Raw genomic sequence first — 16945 nt, forward strand, 5'->3', positions numbered from 1 at the left:
CTCCGCGTAGGCGGGGGCTCAATCCCTGCGGCTGGCATCCTATGTCAGTTCGGGTATTGGATCCCCGCTTTTGCGGGGTGACGCATGTTATTGAGGCCGTTTCGGCCTTCCATATGATCAGAAAGGACAAAATGATGTCTGCAATTACCGCTTCAGCCGTCAAGGAACTGCGCGAGCTTTCCGGCGCTGGCATGATGGACGCCAAGAAGGCGCTTGAAGAAACCAATGGCGATATCGAAGCCGCAGTTGACTTGCTGCGCGCTAAGGGCCTTGCCACTGCTGCCAAGAAATCGAGCCGCACTGCGGCCGAAGGTCTGGTGGGCGTGGCTGTTGAGGGCACCAAGGGCACCGCGATTGAAGTCAACAGCCAGACCGACTTCGTTGCCAAGAATGAGCAGTTCCAGGAATTTGTCGCTGCAGTCAGCACGGTTGCACTCAACCTGGCCGCAAACGACGCTGAGGCCGTTCTGGCAGCGCCTTATGGCGATGGTGAAACTGTTCAGGAACGTTTGACCAACAACATTGCAACCATCGGTGAAAATCAGGTTATTCGCCGCGTGAAGTCGCTTTCGGTCAACAATGGCCGTGTTGTTTCCTACGTCCACAATGCTGCGGCGCCTGGCATGGGTGGCATCGGCGTATTGGTGGCGCTCGAAAGCGATGCCGACGCAGCGACACTTGACGGCCTTGGCAAGCAATTGGCGATGCACATCGCGGCTGCATTCCCGCTGTCCCTTGATGAGACCGGCCTTGATGCCGAAACGCTTGAGCGTGAACGCGGCATTGCACGTGAAAAGGCATCCGAAAGCGGAAAGCCTGCCGATATCGTCGAAAAGATGGTTGAAGGCGCTGTGAAGAAGTTTGCCAAGGAAAATGCCTTGTTGAGCCAACCGTTTGTCATGGACGGCAAGACACCGATTTCCGACGTTGTTGCCGCCGCTGGAAAAGAAGCCGGCACGCCAATCGTGCTGAAGGATTATGTCCGCTTCCAGCTTGGTGAAGGTATCGAAAAGGAAGTGTCCGACTTTGCGGCCGAAGTGGCTGCTGCGGTCGGCGGCTAAACCAAATAATAATATGCTGTGTCACCCCCCGCTTGACCGGGGGGCCATGGTCCAGAAATTCGGTCTAAACCGACATTTCAGACTATGGATACCCGCTTTCGCGGGAATGACCAAGGTTTGTTGTTTTGCGAAGTTTGAAGCCGCTTTATTGGCACTTGGCGATGTGGCGCGCGGCTCCTATAGCTGGGCGCCGTTATCGTATCTGGATGAGGAAAAACATGGGCGCGCATGGCTATCGCCGCATTCTGCTGAAATTATCAGGCGAAGTGCTTATGGGTGAACAAGCCTATGGCATTGACCCCGACACCGTTGCGCGCGTGGCCGAAGAGGTGAAAGCTGCTCAGGACACTGGCCTGCAACTGTGTCTCGTCATTGGCGGAGGCAACATATTTAGGGGCATGGCAGGCGCGGCGAAAGGAATGGACCGCGCTCAGGCCGACTATATGGGCATGCTCGCGACAGTCATGAACGCGCTTGCCATGCAGAATGCGCTTGAGCAACTCGGAGTGCCTACACGCGTGCAGTCAGCCATTGAAATGGACAAGGTGTGCGAGCCCGTCATCCGCCGCCGCGCCGAGCGGCATTTGGAAAAAGGCCGCATCGTTATTTTTGCAGCAGGCGTTGGCGCCCCTTTCTTTACCACTGATAGCGGCGCTGCATTACGCGCCGCCGAAATGCAGTGCGATGCCTTGTTCAAGGGCACATCTGTTGACGGCGTCTATGATGCCGATCCCAAAAAAGTATCAACAGCAACGCGTTACGAAACATTAAGTTATGACCGGGTGTTGGCAGATAATCTGAAGGTCATGGATGCAAGCGCGGTGTCGCTGTGCCGGGACAACAACATTCCAATCGTGGTGTTCTCCATCCGCGAGCAGGGCAATATTTTGAAAGTGCTCGACGGAAGCGGCACTTCAACTGTGGTAACAAGCGAAGGGAAATAATCCATGCCGCAATATGACAAAACTGACGTTGAGCGCCGAATGAAGGGCGCTGTAGATTCGTTCAAGAGCGACCTGTCCGGGCTGCGTACTGGCCGTGCCAACGTGACCTTGCTCGATCCTGTGGTGGTTGAGGTCTATGGCTCGCATATGCCGTTAAGCCAGGTTGCAACGGTCAGCGCGCCTGAGCCGCGGATGCTTTCGGTGCAGGTTTGGGATCGGTCGAATGTGACCCCGGTGGAAAAGGCCATTCGTTCGGCAGGGCTCGGGCTTAATCCTATAACCGATGGCCAGACGTTGCGATTGCCTATTCCTGATTTGACCGAGGAGCGCCGCAAGGAACTCGCCAAACTTGCGGGCCAATATGCCGAAAAGGCGAAGATCGCGATCCGTAACGTTCGCCGTGACGCCAATGACGGCCTGAAGACCGACGAGAACAAAAAGGTCATCAGCGAAGACGACCGTAAGCGTCTTGAAACCGAAGTGCAGAAGATGACGGACGAGATGATCAAGGCTGTGGATGATGCCGCCGCGCACAAGGAAAAGGAAATCCTGAGCCAGTGATTATTACGCTGGATCTTTCACGAACGGATTTAGGTACGTAATGGCCGTCGCTGAGGTAGAAACTCCATTGCCCACCCGCATAACAGCGGGAACAGGCAAATTGCCGCGCCATGTTGCGATCATCATGGATGGCAATGGCCGCTGGGCAAAGAAGCGTCTATTACCTCGCGCCATGGGACACAAGCGCGGCGTTGAGACCGTCCGAAACATTGTTAAGGCAGCGGGTGAGCTCGGGCTTGAAACATTAAGCCTTTATGCGTTCTCCAGCGAAAACTGGAAGCGGCCGGAAGAAGAAATCAATGACCTGATGGGGTTGATGCGGGACTTCATCAAATCGGATCTCGATGAATTCGCAGCCAATGACGTGCGTTTGAGAATAATTGGCGATTACAAGGCATTGGCGCCAGATATTGTGGAAATGCTTGAAGAGTCGATTGCGCGGACGTCGAAGAATAGTCGCACGACACTTGCCGTGGCGTTGAACTATGGATCACAGGACGAAATGGTTCGTGCGGCGCGCGCTGCGGCAACTCAGGGCGAAATCAGCGTTTCGTCTATTGAGGCTAATCTCGACACTTTTGGCTTACCACCGCTGGATTTGGTCATCCGCACGTCAGGCGAGCAAAGGCTTTCCAATTTCATGCTGTGGCAAGCAGCCTATGCCGAATTCTGGTTTACCGAAACCCTGTGGCCAGATTTCAGCAAGGATGAGCTTGCAGCTGCGTTGAACGAATTTGCACGCCGTGAGCGCCGCTATGGTGGCCGGTGACGGATAACACCGCGCCGCTGCACAAAACGCGTTCTGACTTGGGCGTGCGGACATTGTCCAGCGTCGTTATGATGTCGGTTGCCATTGGCGCGATCTACATTGGTGGCTATGCGTTTATGGCGCTCGTTATTGCCGTGGGACTGGGCGTCTTTTTCGAATATTCCAGGCTTGTCCTTGGCTTTGCAAAAGGCATTCCGTCCCGCTTAATGTGGCTTGCGGGCGGGTTAGTCTATGTCGGGCTAGCTTGTTTTACACTGCTCATCTTTAGCGCGCCATTTTTCGGGATGACGCCAGCAATCATGCTGATCGCCGGAGTAATCGGCACCGATGTTGGCGCATATTTTGTTGGAAGAAATCTAGGCGGACCCAAAATTGCGCCGCAGATCAGTCCGTCAAAGACATGGTCCGGCCTATTCGGCGGCATGCTTGGGGCAGGGCTCGCGATGGTGGCGATCCAGGCTGCTATCTATGCCATGCGAGGCGGACATGCTGGCGATGGCGATATGTATCTCGCTTATGGCTGGTCGCGGCTGATGCTGACCGGCGCTGCGCTTGCCGTTATTGCACAGGCAGGGGATTTCTTTGAAAGCTGGATGAAGCGGCGCGCCGGGGTCAAGGATTCAGGTGGCCTTATTCCGGGGCATGGTGGTCTGTTTGATCGGACCGATGGCCTCATCGCTGTCGCATTTGCGGCTGGGCTCGTTATGCTCTTTCAATTTAGTGCAGGCAGTTAACCGATGACGCGCAGTGTTTCCATTTTTGGCGCGACTGGCTCGGTTGGCTTGTCCACGCTTGACCTTATCCGCCAGCATCGAAGCAAATACCGGGTTGTCGCTCTTACCGCAAATGGCAACGCGTCCGCAATTGCGCAGTTGGCGCGCGAATTTGATGCCGAGATTGCTGTCGTTGCAGATGAATCGGCCTATTCGAAACTTAAGGAAGCACTTGCCGGTACAGGGATAGAGGCTGCGGCGGGCGCCGATGCCCTTGTAGAGGCTGCCAGGCGCGATTGCGACTGGACTATGGCATCGATAGTGGGTTGCGCTGGATTGCCCCCTACGATGGCTGCAATCGAGGCTGGGAAGACCGTTGCCTTGGCGAATAAGGAGGCGTTGGTTTCGGCCGGCGCATTGATGATGGCGGCTGTCCACAAATCGGGCGCCAAGCTTCTGCCCGTAGACAGCGAGCATAATGCGATCTTTCAATGCCTTGCCGGCGGCAAACTTGATCAAGTGCGCAAAATAACGCTGACCGCGAGCGGCGGGCCGTTCCGGTCATTTTCGTTGGATGAAATGCGCGCAGTCACCCCGGCTCAAGCCGTGGCGCACCCCAATTGGGACATGGGTGCAAAGATCAGCATTGATTCGGCCACCATGATGAACAAAGGCCTTGAGCTGATTGAGGCTTACCATCTTTTTCCTGTCGGGTTGGATAGGCTCGATATTCTTGTCCACCCGCAATCGGTAATCCATTCAATGGTCGAATATGTCGATTGTTCAACGCTCGCGCAGCTAGGGTCGCCTGACATGCGCATTCCAATTGCAAGCGCTCTGGCATGGCCTGAGCGCATCGCAACAAGCTGCAAGCCACTTGACCTCGCCTCGATTGGCCAATTGACATTCGAGCAGCCCGACCTTGTCCGCTTCCCAGCGCTTCGACTGGCGCGAGCGGCAATTACACAAGGCGGTGCAAAGCCTGCAATCCTGAACGCGGCAAACGAGGTTGCAGTTGCTGCGTTTTTGAATGGGCAAATTAAGTTCCTGGAAATCGCGGCACTGGTAGAATCCACGTTAACCGCGTATCTGCCAGAAGCCCCAATGAATTTGGACGACTTGTTCATCATTGATGCAGACGCGCGCCACTACGCGCGGGAAGAATTGGAGAAACTGACCAGTGGCAACTGAATCCCCGCACATACTTTTGACATTAGCCGCATTTCTGGCGCTGATTGGCTCGCTCGTCGTCGTGCATGAGTTGGGGCATTATCTGGTTGGGCGCTGGTTCGGGGTAAAGGCGGAGAAATTCTCGATTGGCTTTGGCCCACAAATTTGGGGACGTGAAGACAAACGCGGCACCTTATGGCGTGTGGGCCTGCTGCCTTTGGGCGGATTTGTCCAGTTCGCAGGCGACATGAACCCGTCAAGCCAAGCCGATGAAAGCTGGAGGCAATTGCCCGAGCATGAGCGCAATCAGACGTTCCAATCCAAAACCTTGTGGCAACGCGCGCTGATTGTTGCCGCCGGGCCTGCGGTCAATTTCCTGCTCGCGATCCTGATCGCCATGGGGTTCCTTCTGGCCTTTGGAAAATCATCGACACCGCCTGTGGTAGATGTTGTTCAACCGGCAAGCCCAGCTGCGGTGGCAGGCTTGCAAATTGGTGATCGCATCCTGACGCTGAATGGCCGTACGGTCGAAACATTCGATGCCATGGCAAGTGAAGTCGTGATGATCCCCGACGAAAAAGTCGTCATGGAAATTGAACGCGGTGGCGAGCGACTGACAATGGAAGCTACGGTTGCTGCGGTGACTGAAGTGGATCGTTTCGGCAATGAATACCGGATTGGTCGGATCGGCATCGGGGCCAGCAAGGTTGAGATACGCGAAGTTGGCCTGCTGGAGGCACCATGGGCAGCCACAGTGCAAACAGGCAATATATTGCGGCAGCAGATGATTGGCCTTGGGCAGATTATCACTGGTCGGCGTCCGCTTTCGGAACTTGGTGGACCGTTAAAGATTGCAAAAGTTTCCGGCGAAGCCATGAGCCTTGGCATTTTGACCTTCATCAGCCTTGCCGCGCTCATCTCGATTAACTTGGGGTTCATCAATCTCCTGCCAATCCCAATGCTCGATGGAGGGCATCTTTTGCTCTACGCGATTGAGGCAGTGCGGCGGCGACCAGCCACGCCAGTAGTGCAGGAGTGGGCTTTCCGTGCGGGATTTGCGATGCTGGCAGTATTCATGATAATGGTGACATTCAACGACCTAGCGTCTTTCGGGCTTTTCGGAAGCAGTTGAGGTCATTGCATACTTGATTGCGCGCGCTGCATCGGGCAGGGACGCCAAATTATTTTAGCGGCAAATTGCCAAGGCCCGGCGGGTGCCGGACATCAGATCGGATGACAATGAAAAGCAGACCTTTCGGCAACTTCAAAAGCCTTGGCCTATATTTGATGGGTTCAACGGCGCTTGCAGCGACGGGGACAATGACGCCCGCTTTTGCGCAAGCCACGCCCCAAAATACCCCCGTCCAGCCAGTAGCCGCAGCGCCGGCACAGCCTGATGCAGCAGCGCCCACGGAGCTTATCCAGTCCATAACCGTCGTTGGCACGCAGCGGCTCGAAGCCGACACGGTGCGGTCTTATATTCGCCTGCGCATTGGCCAGCCATGGACTCAAGTGTCTGCCGATCAGGCATTGAAAGACCTTTACGCAACGGAATTGTTTGCTGACGTTGCAGTGCGCAACAATTCAGGCGCGGTCGTCATAGAAGTGCGTGAAAACCCCGTCGTCAATCGCATCATTCTCGAAGGCAACAAGCGGATCAAGAATGACAAGATCGAGCCTGAAATAAAACTAGCACCGCGCCAGATTTATTCGCGTTCAAAGGTGCGCGCAGACGTGGCGCGCATCGTCGAATTATATAAGCGGCAAGGCCGCTTTGCCGCGGTTGTTGAACCAAAGCTGGTCCAGCTTGACCAAAACCGAGTCGATATCGTTTTTGAAATAACCGAAGGACCAAAATCCAAGGTTCAGCAGATCAACATTATTGGGAACGACAAGTTTTCCGATGGCCAGCTGCGCGGCGAAATGGTGACAAAGCAGTCGCGTTTTTACCGGTTTTTCAGCTCGGGCACGAGCTATGACCCGGATCGTCTGGCGTTCGACCAGCAGAAGCTGCGTCAATTCTATCTCACACAAGGCTATGCCGACTTCCGCGTTGTTTCTGCAATCGCAGAACTGACGCCGGACAAGCAGGATTTCATCATCACGTATGTGGTGGAAGAAGGCGATCGCTACAAATTTGGTGACGTAAAGGTTGAAAGCCAGATCCGCGATTTTGACTCGGAACGCCTGACGACAACGCTTCGCATGAAAAAGGGCGATTTTTACGACGCCAAGATGGTTGAGGACACGGTCGAAAGCCTTTCCGAAACCGCTGGTCTGTTTGGATATGCCTTTGCCGATGTGAACCCTGATTTCCAGCGCGACAAAGAAACGCTGACGATGGGAATAACATTTAATGTGGCGGAATCGCCGCGTGTTTTCGTCGAGCGTATCGATATTAACGGCAATACGTTGACTCAGGATAAGGTGGTTCGCCGCGAATTCCGCCTGAACGAGGGCGATGCGTTCAACAGCATTCAGGTAAAACGGACTGCCGAGCGCATTAAGTCGCTTGGATATTTCCAGGAAGATCTTGAAGTAGAACAGGCGCAGGGGAGCGCTCCTGACCGGATCATCTTGACCTCTAATGTTGAAGAAAAAGCCACAGGGGAATTGTCGCTTTCGGCTGGGTTTTCTTCGATTGAAAATTTCATCTTCCAAGGTTCGATCAAGCAGCGCAATTTCCGTGGGCTTGGTCAGGAATTGCGAACGAATATCTCATATTCTTCTTATTCAAAGTCGGCTGAAATCGGGTTTACCGAGCCTTATCTGTTTGACCGATCGATTGCATTATCGGGCGATATTTTCCGCCGGGATCTGAACAGCTTCAACTTCTTTAACAACCAGCGCAACACAACGTATCAGCAGGCGACGACTGGCCTTGAAGTGCGCGTTGGCGTGCCAGTTAATGAGTTCATCTATTTTCAGGGCCGATATGGTTTGAGCCAAGATGACATCTCGTTGGATGAAAATACGTTCTTTAGCGACCCCGACGGATCAGGACCGCTTTTGCCAACATGCGATCCAATCATCGCCGGAAGGTTCTTGTGTGACGCAATTGGCAAGCGCGTGACATCGCGGCTTGGTTATACGTTGCTTTATGATGATCGCGATAATCGCATTCGCCCGACACGTGGCCAAAGCGCAGGTATAAGTCAGGATTTTGCGGGTCTGGGCGGTGACGTCAAATATATCAAAACCCGGATCAACGCCGACAAATATTGGAAGCCGTTTGGCAACTTTGTGTTCGGCCTGTCGATCGAGGGCGGATATATACACCCCCTCGAAAACCGCGGACTGGCTTCTCAGGGTATCGACGATATCCGATTGACCGACCGTTTCTATCTTGGTGAGCCGCAAATGCGTGGCTTTGATATTCGCGGCGTTGGTCCCCGGGTACAGCGTGTGTTTTTTGAAGGGGCGATTGTGAACGGCGTTGCCGTCAATTCGCCGCTGACTGCCCGTAACCAGATTCAGGATGATGCCATTGGTGGCCGCTTTTATTATCTGGGCCGCGCCGAATTGCAGATACCCTTGGGTAGCGGCGCAAAAGAACTAGGCCTGCGTCCATCGGTATTTGTTGACGTAGGCTCGGTGTTCGACGTTACCCGCCCGATATTGCAAACTGTGCAACAGCGCGAAATATTGACTAATGGTTCGCAAGGTGCGCCCTTATATTACTTCATAGACACTGCCGGAGCGATTCAGACGTCGACCACGGCAACCAATGCGGACGGGTCGGCGCGGACTGCCGCCTTGCGTTTTGAAGAACGCTTCTTTGGCGACACATGGAAACCCCGCCTGTCGGTTGGCTTCGGCGTTAACTGGAACTCACCCTTTGGTCCGTTCAGGATTGATATAGCCCGCGCTCTGTTAAAGGAGCCTGGCGACGACACCAAATTATTTACATTCAACGTAGGAACGCAATTCTAATGAACACTCGTAACACCGCCATACTGGCTGCCTTATTGTCTGCCGCTGCTGTCGCAGCACCAGCTAGCGCCCAGGTTTCGGGCATCGCTACATCTGACACATCGGTCGCAATTGCCCGTTCAAAGGCGCTTGGCACTGCCTATCAGCAGATCGGGACCCAATATGCAGCCGTGGCACAGCAGATGCAGGCAAAGCGTCTGGAAATTAACAATTTGAATGCGCAGTTGGATACCAACAAGGACAAGGAGCTTACGCAAGCCGAGCTTGACGTTGCCATCAAGGCGAAGAGCCCTGTTCTCACGCAGATCGATGCAAAGCAGAAGGAAATTAATACGCTTCAGGACCCGATCATTCTGGCACAGCTTTATTCTGTCGAGCAGATTGCATTGAAATACGAAGCTGCGCAGCAGGCAGTAATTACGGCAAAGCGAATCAACGTCATTCTGGCACCTGATGCATTTGTATGGGCGCCAGAATCGGTTGATGTGACTGCTGCGATTACGGCTGAACTTGATAAAGCCGTGCCATCAGTGCCGATCACGCCACCTGCGGGTTGGCGTCCGTCACGCCAGATTGGCCAATTGTATCAGCAGATTCAACAGTTGATCAACGTTGCGGCACAACAGGCACAAGCCGCGGCAGCTCGGCCCCCTGCGCCAGCAACACCTGCAGCGCAGCCAGACAGCCGTTAATCTGTATGTCGGGGGGCGACTTTAGCAATTACGATGTGCGGCGGGTCATGGCGGTGCTCCCGCACCGTTACCCGATGCTCTTGGTTGACCGCGTAGAGGAGCTTGTCGTTGACGAGCGTATTTGTGCGGTCAAGGCTGTGACCATGAATGAAGGGTTTTTCCAAGGGCATTTTCCTGGACGACCCATCATGCCGGGCGTCATGATTGTTGAAGCGCTGGCGCAAGCAGCAGGCGTATTGGCGATGGAAAGCCTTGGTCTGATCGGTTCGGGCAAACTTGTCTATTTCATGTCGATCGACAACGCCAAATTTCGGGCTCCTGTTGAGCCCGGATGTCTTTTGCATTTGCATGTCGAATTTGTCCAAAAACGCGCGCGCGTCTGCAAATTTGCCGGGCGTGCAATGGTTGGCGATCAGGTTGCCGCTGAGGCCGAATTCATGGCGATGATTGCCGAACCACCGGCGTGATACGTCAATCGTCATTCTGAACGTGTTTCGGGATGACGCGCGAGGGTTCTTTGTTATCTTGAAACAAGTTCAGGATCACTATCTCGATTGTTAGTTGAGTCTTGCTATCGCGCGATACCCCCGCTATGCGCGGCGCTTCCGAATTTAGCGCTTCCGGTCGGAAACCGGTGGCTGAGCAAAGGATTTATATATGAAAGCCGACATTCACCCCGATTATCACATGATCAAGGTGCAGATGACCGACGGAACGATCTTCGAAACGCGCTCCACCTGGGGCAAAGAAGGCGATACGCTGGCATTGGATATCGATCCGTCCTCGCACCCCGCATGGACCGGTGGTTCGGGTCGTATGCTTGATACTGGTGGCCGTGTGGCTCAGTTCAACAAGCGTTTTGGCGGCCTCAGCCTGAAGAAATAAGCTATTACGTGTGCCGGGTTGACCCCCGGTATGTTATAGCTTTAAGCCTTCAAAGATAGGAATGCGCCTGCCTTAGTGGCGCTATGGCGATCGTAGCTCAGTTGGTTAGAGCGCTGGTTTGTGGTACCAGAGGTCGGGGGTTCAAGACCCCTCGGTCGCCCCATTTCCCCAATTTCACATTCCGGGTGACAATTGCTACGCGTAATATTATTACGCCCAAAAGCAATTTGATTCCGAACGAAAAAGCGCAACGCGCACAGGGGATATGACATGGCCGCTATTTGGGACCTGCCTGATTTTGACTCGCATGAGGCAGTCCACGTCTTCGACGATCTTGCAACAGGATTGAAGGCCGTTATCGCGGTGCATTCCACCCATTTGGGTCCAGCAGCTGGCGGCACCCGTTTCTGGCATTATGGCAATTCTCAAGCCGCGATAACCGATGCGTTGCGGCTATCGCGCGGAATGAGCTACAAAAATGCGATGGCGGGGCTATCTGCGGGTGGCGGCAAAGCGGTCATTCTGGCAGATTCCCAGCACACCAAGCCGCAAGACATGCTGAATGCATTTGCCCGCGCTGTCGATTCGCTTGGCGGTCAATATATCACCGCCCAAGATGTCGGCATGTCGGAGGCGGACATGGTTTCGTTATCTAAAGTCACTCCGCACGTAGCGGGGTTACCGGACCAGGGCGGCGATCCCGGGCCCTACACCGCGCGCGGCGTTTTTCTTGGCGTTCAAGCCGCTGTCAAACATGTGTCCGGGGCGGATGATATGACGGGCGTTCACGTTGCCATTCAGGGCGTAGGTAGTGTTGGCGGTGGATTGGCGCGCTATCTTGCCGCGCAAGGAGCGAAACTTACACTTGCGGATGTCGATGCGCAGCGTGCTGCTGATCTGGCGGCCGAATTGGGCGGCAGCAGCGTACCGGCCGATGCCATCATGGGCGTTGAAGCCGATATCTTCAGCCCATGCGCCTTGGGCGCGATACTGACCGAAGCAAGCGTTGCGGCGTTAAAGGTTCGCGCTGTGGCTGGCGGGGCCAATAATCAACTGGCGACAGGGCCAGAAGGGCAAATGCTGGCCGATCGAGGAATTCTATATGCGCCGGATTATGTCATCAACGCTGGCGGGATCATCAACGTTTTGCGTCACGTCGAAAACGCCGATGATGCGGAAATCAACCGCCGTATTGATGCGATTCCAGGGCGTCTGTCTGCCATTTGGGCGCAAAGTGATTCGACCGGCATGACACCAGCGGAAGTCGCAGACAATATGGCACAAAAGCTTATTGGCAGATGACGCCAAACCCATTGGCGTAAGGCTTTGGCGGTGCTAGACGCACAGCCGAGTCATGCATCGTTTCGCCAATCCTGCCCGTTTTTTGCGCATCGCAAAACCGCTGACCCCAGCCTTGTTCTGGCCGGGGTTACTGCTGACACTTGCGGCCTGCATTTGGGGTGCGTTTTTTACGCCGACTGAGCGGCTGATGGGTGATACGGTCAAGATCATCTTTGTCCATGTGCCCGCGGCTTGGCTTGGGATGGGCGGATGGACAGGCATCGCCGTCGCCAGCATCATTCAATTGGTATGGCGTCACCCGCTTGCCGGGGTCGCGGCGCGCGCGATTGCCGTTCCGGGCGCGACCTTTGCGGCTATTTGCCTTATAACTGGATCAATTTGGGGGCGTCCCACTTGGGGTACTTGGTGGGTCTGGGATGGTCGCCTGACCTCGATGCTGGTACTGTTTTTCCTGTATCTTGGTTACATCGCGCTTTCCAATGCCTCGAGCGAGAAGGGCGACACCAGCCGCGTTGCAGCGGTTTTTGGTATCATTGGTGCTGTTAATATCCCGATCATAAACCGGTCGGTGATCTGGTGGGAAAGCCAGCATCAAAAGGCGAGCATCACTTTAGGCGGATCATCAATCGACGACGCTTATTTATTGCCACTGTTTGTCTCTGTTGCGGGATTCAGCCTTCTATTTGGAGCGCTTGTCCTTATGCGGATGCGTGCCGCTCTTGCAGAAATGCGGATTGAGGCGCGGATGCGCCGGATGGCAGAAATTTAATGGCGCACGCACCATTCATTATTGCGTCCTTTGGCGTGACGGGTGTCGGCATTTTGTGGCTTGTCGTGTCAAGCTATCTTGCCATGCGCCGGGCAGAGGCATCTGCCGATAAATTGAGGCAGCCGACGTGAAGCCAAAGCATCAGCGTTTGTTGTTAGCCGCTATCGCCGTTGTAGCCTTGGTTGGCGCAGGCCTCATTGCGGCCTCTGCGTTGAAAGAAGAGGCATCCTATTTCTACACACCGACCACTCTGGCGTCGGCAAAGGTCGAGCCTGGCAAGGCTATACGGTTGGGCGGGATGGTTCAAAAAGGTTCCATACTACGCGGCGACGATGGTGTTTCGATCACTTTCGTAGTTCAGGACCAGGGCCGCAGCCAACCCGTCGCATATCGCGGTATTACGCCCGATTTGTTTGTTGAGGGTTCTGGCGTGGTTGCAGATGGCCGGCTTGGGCCAGACCGCGTGTTTGTGGCCGACAGCTTGCTGGCAAAGCATGACGAAAATTATGTGCCCAAAGAATTGGCTGATATCGACATGAATGCGGCCCAACATACCAAGGATACGCTTTCACAATGAAGGCTCTGGCGCAATGAGGGCATTGGCATGATGGCAGAAGCAGGCTTGGCTGCCTTATGGTTGGCTGCGTCCATGGCGCTACTTCAACTTATTGGTGGGCTGACGTTGTTGCGCGGTGCGACAGGGCAATTGGTCCCGCTGATAAAGCCTGCGGCTTATGTTCAGGGCGCTCTGTGCGCTTTTGCCTTTGGCGCGCTGATGTGGTTGTTTTATGTCACCGATCTGTCGGTGCTGCTGGTCGCGAGCAATAGCCATATCGACAAGCCAGTGATTTTCAAACTCGCCGGAACGTGGGGTAATCACGAAGGCTCCATGCTGTTGTGGGTCGCGATATTGTCTATATCGGGTGCAGCGATTGCGCTGTTTGAAAAACGGATCGCATCAAACACATTATATGCGACACTTGCGGTGCAGGGTTTCCTTGCGCTCGGCTTTTTTGCATTCCTGCTATTTGCGTCCAACCCCTTTGAGCGCCTCACGCCTGCGCCTGTTGAAGGTGCAGGGCTCAACCCGTTGCTTCAGGATGTCGGCCTCGCGTTTCACCCACCGACGCTCTATTTCGGTTATGTTGGTCTATCTATCGCTTTTTCCTTTGCGGTAGGCGCGCTGCTAACCAATCAGGTTGGTCCAAATTTTGCCCGCGCAATGCGGCCATGGGTTTTGGGTGCGTGGATTTTTCTGACCATTGGCATCGCCGCCGGCAGCTATTGGGCGTATTATGAACTGGGCTGGGGTGGATGGTGGTTCTGGGACCCCGTTGAAAACGCCTCGCTCATGCCGTGGCTTGCGGCAACGGCGTTGTTGCATTCGGTAAGCGTGCTTGCGACGCGCAATGCGTTGCGCGCATGGACTATCATGCTTGCCTTGGTCGCCTTTGCGATGTCCATGGCTGGGACATTTCTCGTCCGCTCGGGTATATTGACCAGCGTCCACGCATTTGCAGTCGATCCCGAACGCGGGTCATTTATCCTTGCGCTGATGCTGTTGTATACTGGCCTTGCTTTCGTCATCTTTGCGCTGCGCATTGGCTCGGTAAAGCAAGGTGAGGCTTTTCAGCTTGTCAGCCGCGAGGGTGCAATTGTTGCCAATAATATTTTCCTCAGTGTCATTTTGGCAGTCGTTTTGATTGGCACACTCTATCCGCTTGCGGCCGAGGCCATGGGCGACAAGATTTCGGTTGGGCCACCTTATTTTAACAAGGCAACGGTGCCTATTGCCGTCCTTCTGATGCTCGCCTTGTTGGTGGGTCCAATGCTGCGCTGGCGGCGTGATGAACTAAAGCGGCTCAAATACTGGTTGGTTGGCGCGGCAGCCATTTTGATGTGGAGCGGTTTGGCCGTTTGGAAGTTCGCGCCTGAAGTTGGTATATTCCCTCTATTGGGCATAGCTTTGGCTTTGGCCTTAGGCGTCGCTGCATGGTTGCCACTCAGGGGCCGTAAACTTTTGCGCACGCCATTGCCCGTTTTTGGCATGGTCATTGCCCATTTTGGCATCGCGGTCAGCGTTTTCGGTATGGCGGCTGAATCGGGCTTTTCGAAAGAAACCTTGACGGCGCTTGCGCCCGGCGAAAGCACCAATGTCGCCGGTTGGCAGGTTAAGCTCGATGATATCAAGCCAGTTGTTGGCGACAACTGGGTTGCGGTTGAAGGTGAAATGATTGCGGGGAGGAATGGCGACGCCTTTGTGCTGCGTCCGCAATCGCGGCAGTTCTTCAAGCCAGAAATGCAGACGAGTGAAGCAGCATTGCTCACGCAATGGAACGGCCAGCTTTATGCCGTGATTGCACAGCCCGACCAGCAAGGCGATGGCCGCTGGCAAGTGCGTTTGTGGTGGAAACCTTTCGTGACATTTATCTGGTATGGTGCGTTGCTGATCGCTTTAGGCGGCATGATTGCGTTGTTTGGCCGGATGTTCCGTCACGCCAAAAAGCCTGCACAAAATAAGTGGGGCGCGGCGTGAATCGACCGTGGCTTCTGTGGATACCACTTGCGGTCGTTGCGTTTATTGGTGGTCTTGCGGTGTACGGACTTGCGGTGCCGAAGGATGAACAGGTTCACTCGGCCATGATTGGCCGCAAGTTGCCCGAATTTGCATTGCCAGCCGCGACGCCGGGGGTTCAACCGCTGTCAAACACGGATATGGCCGACGGCACGCCAAGGTTGCTGAACATATTCGCGAGCTGGTGTATTCCCTGCAAGGCGGAGGCACCGCAACTTGAGGCATTGAAGGCGGCAGGTGTCGAAATCGACGCCATTGCTATCCGTGACCGTCCCGAGGATGTTGCTGCGTTTCTAACGGAATTTGGCAATCCATTCCGGCGGATTGGCTCTGATAGTGAAATGGCAGTTCAGCTCAAGCTGGGATCGTCTGGTGTGCCGGAAACCTACGTAATATCAGGCGATGGCATTATTTTGTTCCAGCATATTGGCGACATTCGGGCAGAACATGTGCCGATGCTGATTGAAAAATTGAAAGCTGCGCAATGAGGGCATTGCTGCTCATATCCTTGATGATTGCGACCCCTGTTTTTGCGCAAGGCAGCGGTCCGACGCCTGCGCTTGCCAACCGCCAATTAGCGGATCCCGTGCAGGAGGCAGACGCCACGCGCCTTATGCATAGCCTGCGCTGTATTCAGTGTCAGGGACAGTCAATTGCCGATAGCGATGCATTAATGGCAGGGACCATGCGTGCCGAAGTGCGTCAGCAGATCGCAGCGGGTCAGAAGCCCGAGGCCATCAGGAACTGGATGATTGGTCGTTATGGCGAATGGGTTAGTTTTGAACCGGACATGAGGGGCGCGGGGCTTTTACTGTGGCTCACACCATTATTGGTGCTGTTGGCGTCTATCTGGCTCGCCCGCGGGCTGTTTAGGAAGCGCACATGAATGGTTGGATTGCATTAGGGCTGTTGTCTGTCACCAGCGTTTCGGTGCTGATATGGTTTGTACGCTCGTCAAAGGCTTTGTGGCAGATTGCGGCAGCTGCAATATTGCTGGGTATGACGGGTTACGCGCTTCAGGGCCGTCCCGGTACGCCGGCGTCACCAGCAAAACCGCTGGCCGCAAGCGAAGTGGCTGCAACGCAGCTTGTCGAAATCAGGGCGGATATGGATCAGAGCTTTGGCGGGGCAAAACGCTGGCTGGTGACTGCAGACTCGTTTGCGAGACAAGGGGATTATCCACTGGCCGCAGCCTATATACAATCGGGTCTGCGCAGCGACCCCCAAAATCCGGATCTCTGGTCGGCGCTTGGCTTGCAATTGATGCTCGCAAGCGAGGGGCAGATGTCTCCGCCTGCGCAATTGGCTTTCGACAAGGCGCGCGCGATCCGGCCCAATTACCCAGCGCCTTATTATTTTGCAGGCCTTGCCCGGCTGTTTGCCGGTGACCTTGATGGTGCAATTTTATTGTGGGAAAAAACCGTTTCCTTGGCGACGCCGAAAGCAAAATGGAAAGCCCGCATTGAGTCGCAGCTGCAAGCCGCAAAGACTCTGCAAGCGCAAGCTGCACAAGCTCAATTAAATGCCCAAGTTAAATAACTGATATTGCGTATTATTAGTCGAGAATATGT

General features: G+C 54.7%; 19 protein-coding genes and 1 tRNA gene. All 20 read left to right on the forward strand.

The genetic code is table 11. From position 1 onward, the window contains the following. Positions 1-134: 134 nt before the first annotated feature. The 20 genes from tsf (at position 135) to ACLL9E_RS06065 (ending at position 16913) form a co-directional block, all read left to right on the forward strand. Positions 135-1061, forward strand: a complete 927-nt coding sequence (gene tsf / locus ACLL9E_RS05970) for a translation elongation factor Ts (RefSeq protein ID WP_411290893.1) — start codon at positions 135-137, stop codon at positions 1059-1061. A 218-nt stretch (positions 1062-1279) separates the two neighbouring features. Continuing rightward, positions 1280-2005 (forward strand): UMP kinase, encoded by a 726-nt coding sequence (gene pyrH, locus ACLL9E_RS05975; protein WP_411290826.1) that lies wholly within the window; start codon positions 1280-1282, stop codon positions 2003-2005. A gap of 3 nt (positions 2006-2008) precedes the next feature. Continuing rightward, positions 2009-2566: a ribosome recycling factor gene (gene frr, locus ACLL9E_RS05980; protein WP_411290827.1), complete on the forward strand. Its 558-nt coding sequence runs from the start codon at positions 2009-2011 to the stop codon at positions 2564-2566. A gap of 40 nt (positions 2567-2606) precedes the next feature. Then, the gene (uppS, locus tag ACLL9E_RS05985) at positions 2607-3335 is read left to right on the forward strand and encodes a polyprenyl diphosphate synthase (RefSeq protein ID WP_411290828.1); all 729 of its coding nucleotides are present in this window, start codon (positions 2607-2609) and stop codon (positions 3333-3335) included. Next, entirely contained in the window at positions 3332-4069 is a 738-nt protein-coding gene (locus ACLL9E_RS05990; RefSeq protein ID WP_411290829.1) for a phosphatidate cytidylyltransferase, read from the forward strand. Before uppS ends, ACLL9E_RS05990 begins: the two co-directional genes overlap by 4 nt. 3 nt (positions 4070-4072) lie before the next feature. Continuing rightward, positions 4073-5239, forward strand: coding sequence for a 1-deoxy-D-xylulose-5-phosphate reductoisomerase (locus tag ACLL9E_RS05995; protein ID WP_411290830.1), 1167 nt, complete (start codon positions 4073-4075; stop codon positions 5237-5239). Then, positions 5229-6350: an RIP metalloprotease RseP gene (gene rseP / locus ACLL9E_RS06000; protein ID WP_411290831.1), complete on the forward strand. Its 1122-nt coding sequence runs from the start codon at positions 5229-5231 to the stop codon at positions 6348-6350. Before ACLL9E_RS05995 ends, rseP begins: the two co-directional genes overlap by 11 nt. 155 nt (positions 6351-6505) lie before the next feature. Continuing rightward, positions 6506-9151 carry an outer membrane protein assembly factor BamA gene (bamA, locus tag ACLL9E_RS06005; protein ID WP_411290894.1) on the forward strand — a complete coding sequence of 882 codons (2646 nt, stop codon included), beginning with the start codon at positions 6506-6508 and terminating at the stop codon, positions 9149-9151. Further along, positions 9151-9843: an OmpH family outer membrane protein gene (locus ACLL9E_RS06010; RefSeq protein WP_411290832.1), complete on the forward strand. Its 693-nt coding sequence runs from the start codon at positions 9151-9153 to the stop codon at positions 9841-9843. Before bamA ends, ACLL9E_RS06010 begins: the two co-directional genes overlap by 1 nt. 5 nt (positions 9844-9848) lie before the next feature. Further along, positions 9849-10310 (forward strand): 3-hydroxyacyl-ACP dehydratase FabZ, encoded by a 462-nt coding sequence (gene fabZ, locus ACLL9E_RS06015; protein ID WP_411290833.1) that lies wholly within the window; start codon positions 9849-9851, stop codon positions 10308-10310. 190 nt (positions 10311-10500) lie between these two features. Continuing rightward, a complete protein-coding gene (gene rpmE, locus ACLL9E_RS06020; protein WP_411290834.1) occupies positions 10501-10728 on the forward strand; it encodes a 50S ribosomal protein L31 in 228 nt (75 codons plus the stop codon). A gap of 86 nt (positions 10729-10814) precedes the next feature. Then, a tRNA-His gene (locus ACLL9E_RS06025) sits at positions 10815-10891 on the forward strand. Between the two features lie 107 nt (positions 10892-10998). Continuing rightward, positions 10999-12030 carry a Leu/Phe/Val dehydrogenase gene (locus ACLL9E_RS06030; RefSeq protein WP_411290835.1) on the forward strand — a complete coding sequence of 344 codons (1032 nt, stop codon included), beginning with the start codon at positions 10999-11001 and terminating at the stop codon, positions 12028-12030. Positions 12031-12082: 52 nt separating this feature from the next. Next, positions 12083-12799, forward strand: coding sequence for a heme ABC transporter permease CcmC (ccmC, locus tag ACLL9E_RS06035; RefSeq protein ID WP_411290836.1), 717 nt, complete (start codon positions 12083-12085; stop codon positions 12797-12799). Continuing rightward, positions 12799-12930 carry a heme exporter protein CcmD gene (ccmD, locus tag ACLL9E_RS06040; protein ID WP_411290837.1) on the forward strand — a complete coding sequence of 44 codons (132 nt, stop codon included), beginning with the start codon at positions 12799-12801 and terminating at the stop codon, positions 12928-12930. Before ccmC ends, ccmD begins: the two co-directional genes overlap by 1 nt. Further along, on the forward strand, positions 12927-13376 hold the full coding sequence (ccmE, locus tag ACLL9E_RS06045) for a cytochrome c maturation protein CcmE (RefSeq protein WP_411290838.1): 450 nt from the start codon (positions 12927-12929) through the stop codon (positions 13374-13376). Before ccmD ends, ccmE begins: the two co-directional genes overlap by 4 nt. Positions 13377-13403: 27 nt before the next feature. Then, positions 13404-15335, forward strand: a complete 1932-nt coding sequence (locus ACLL9E_RS06050) for a heme lyase CcmF/NrfE family subunit (protein WP_411290839.1) — start codon at positions 13404-13406, stop codon at positions 15333-15335. Beyond that, positions 15332-15862, forward strand: a complete 531-nt coding sequence (locus ACLL9E_RS06055) for a redoxin family protein (RefSeq protein WP_411290840.1) — start codon at positions 15332-15334, stop codon at positions 15860-15862. Before ACLL9E_RS06050 ends, ACLL9E_RS06055 begins: the two co-directional genes overlap by 4 nt. Continuing rightward, complete coding sequence (locus tag ACLL9E_RS06060) at positions 15859-16260, forward strand: cytochrome c-type biogenesis protein CcmH (protein ID WP_411290841.1); 402 nt, start codon at positions 15859-15861, stop codon at positions 16258-16260. The genes ACLL9E_RS06055 and ACLL9E_RS06060 overlap by 4 nt, the downstream gene beginning before the upstream one ends. Further along, positions 16257-16913: a tetratricopeptide repeat protein gene (locus ACLL9E_RS06065; protein ID WP_411290842.1), complete on the forward strand. Its 657-nt coding sequence runs from the start codon at positions 16257-16259 to the stop codon at positions 16911-16913. Before ACLL9E_RS06060 ends, ACLL9E_RS06065 begins: the two co-directional genes overlap by 4 nt. Positions 16914-16945: the final 32 nt, after the last annotated feature.

This window comes from Sphingorhabdus sp., assembly GCF_046596595.1.
In the GTDB taxonomy this organism is placed as follows: Bacteria; Pseudomonadota; Alphaproteobacteria; order Sphingomonadales; family Sphingomonadaceae; genus Sphingorhabdus_B.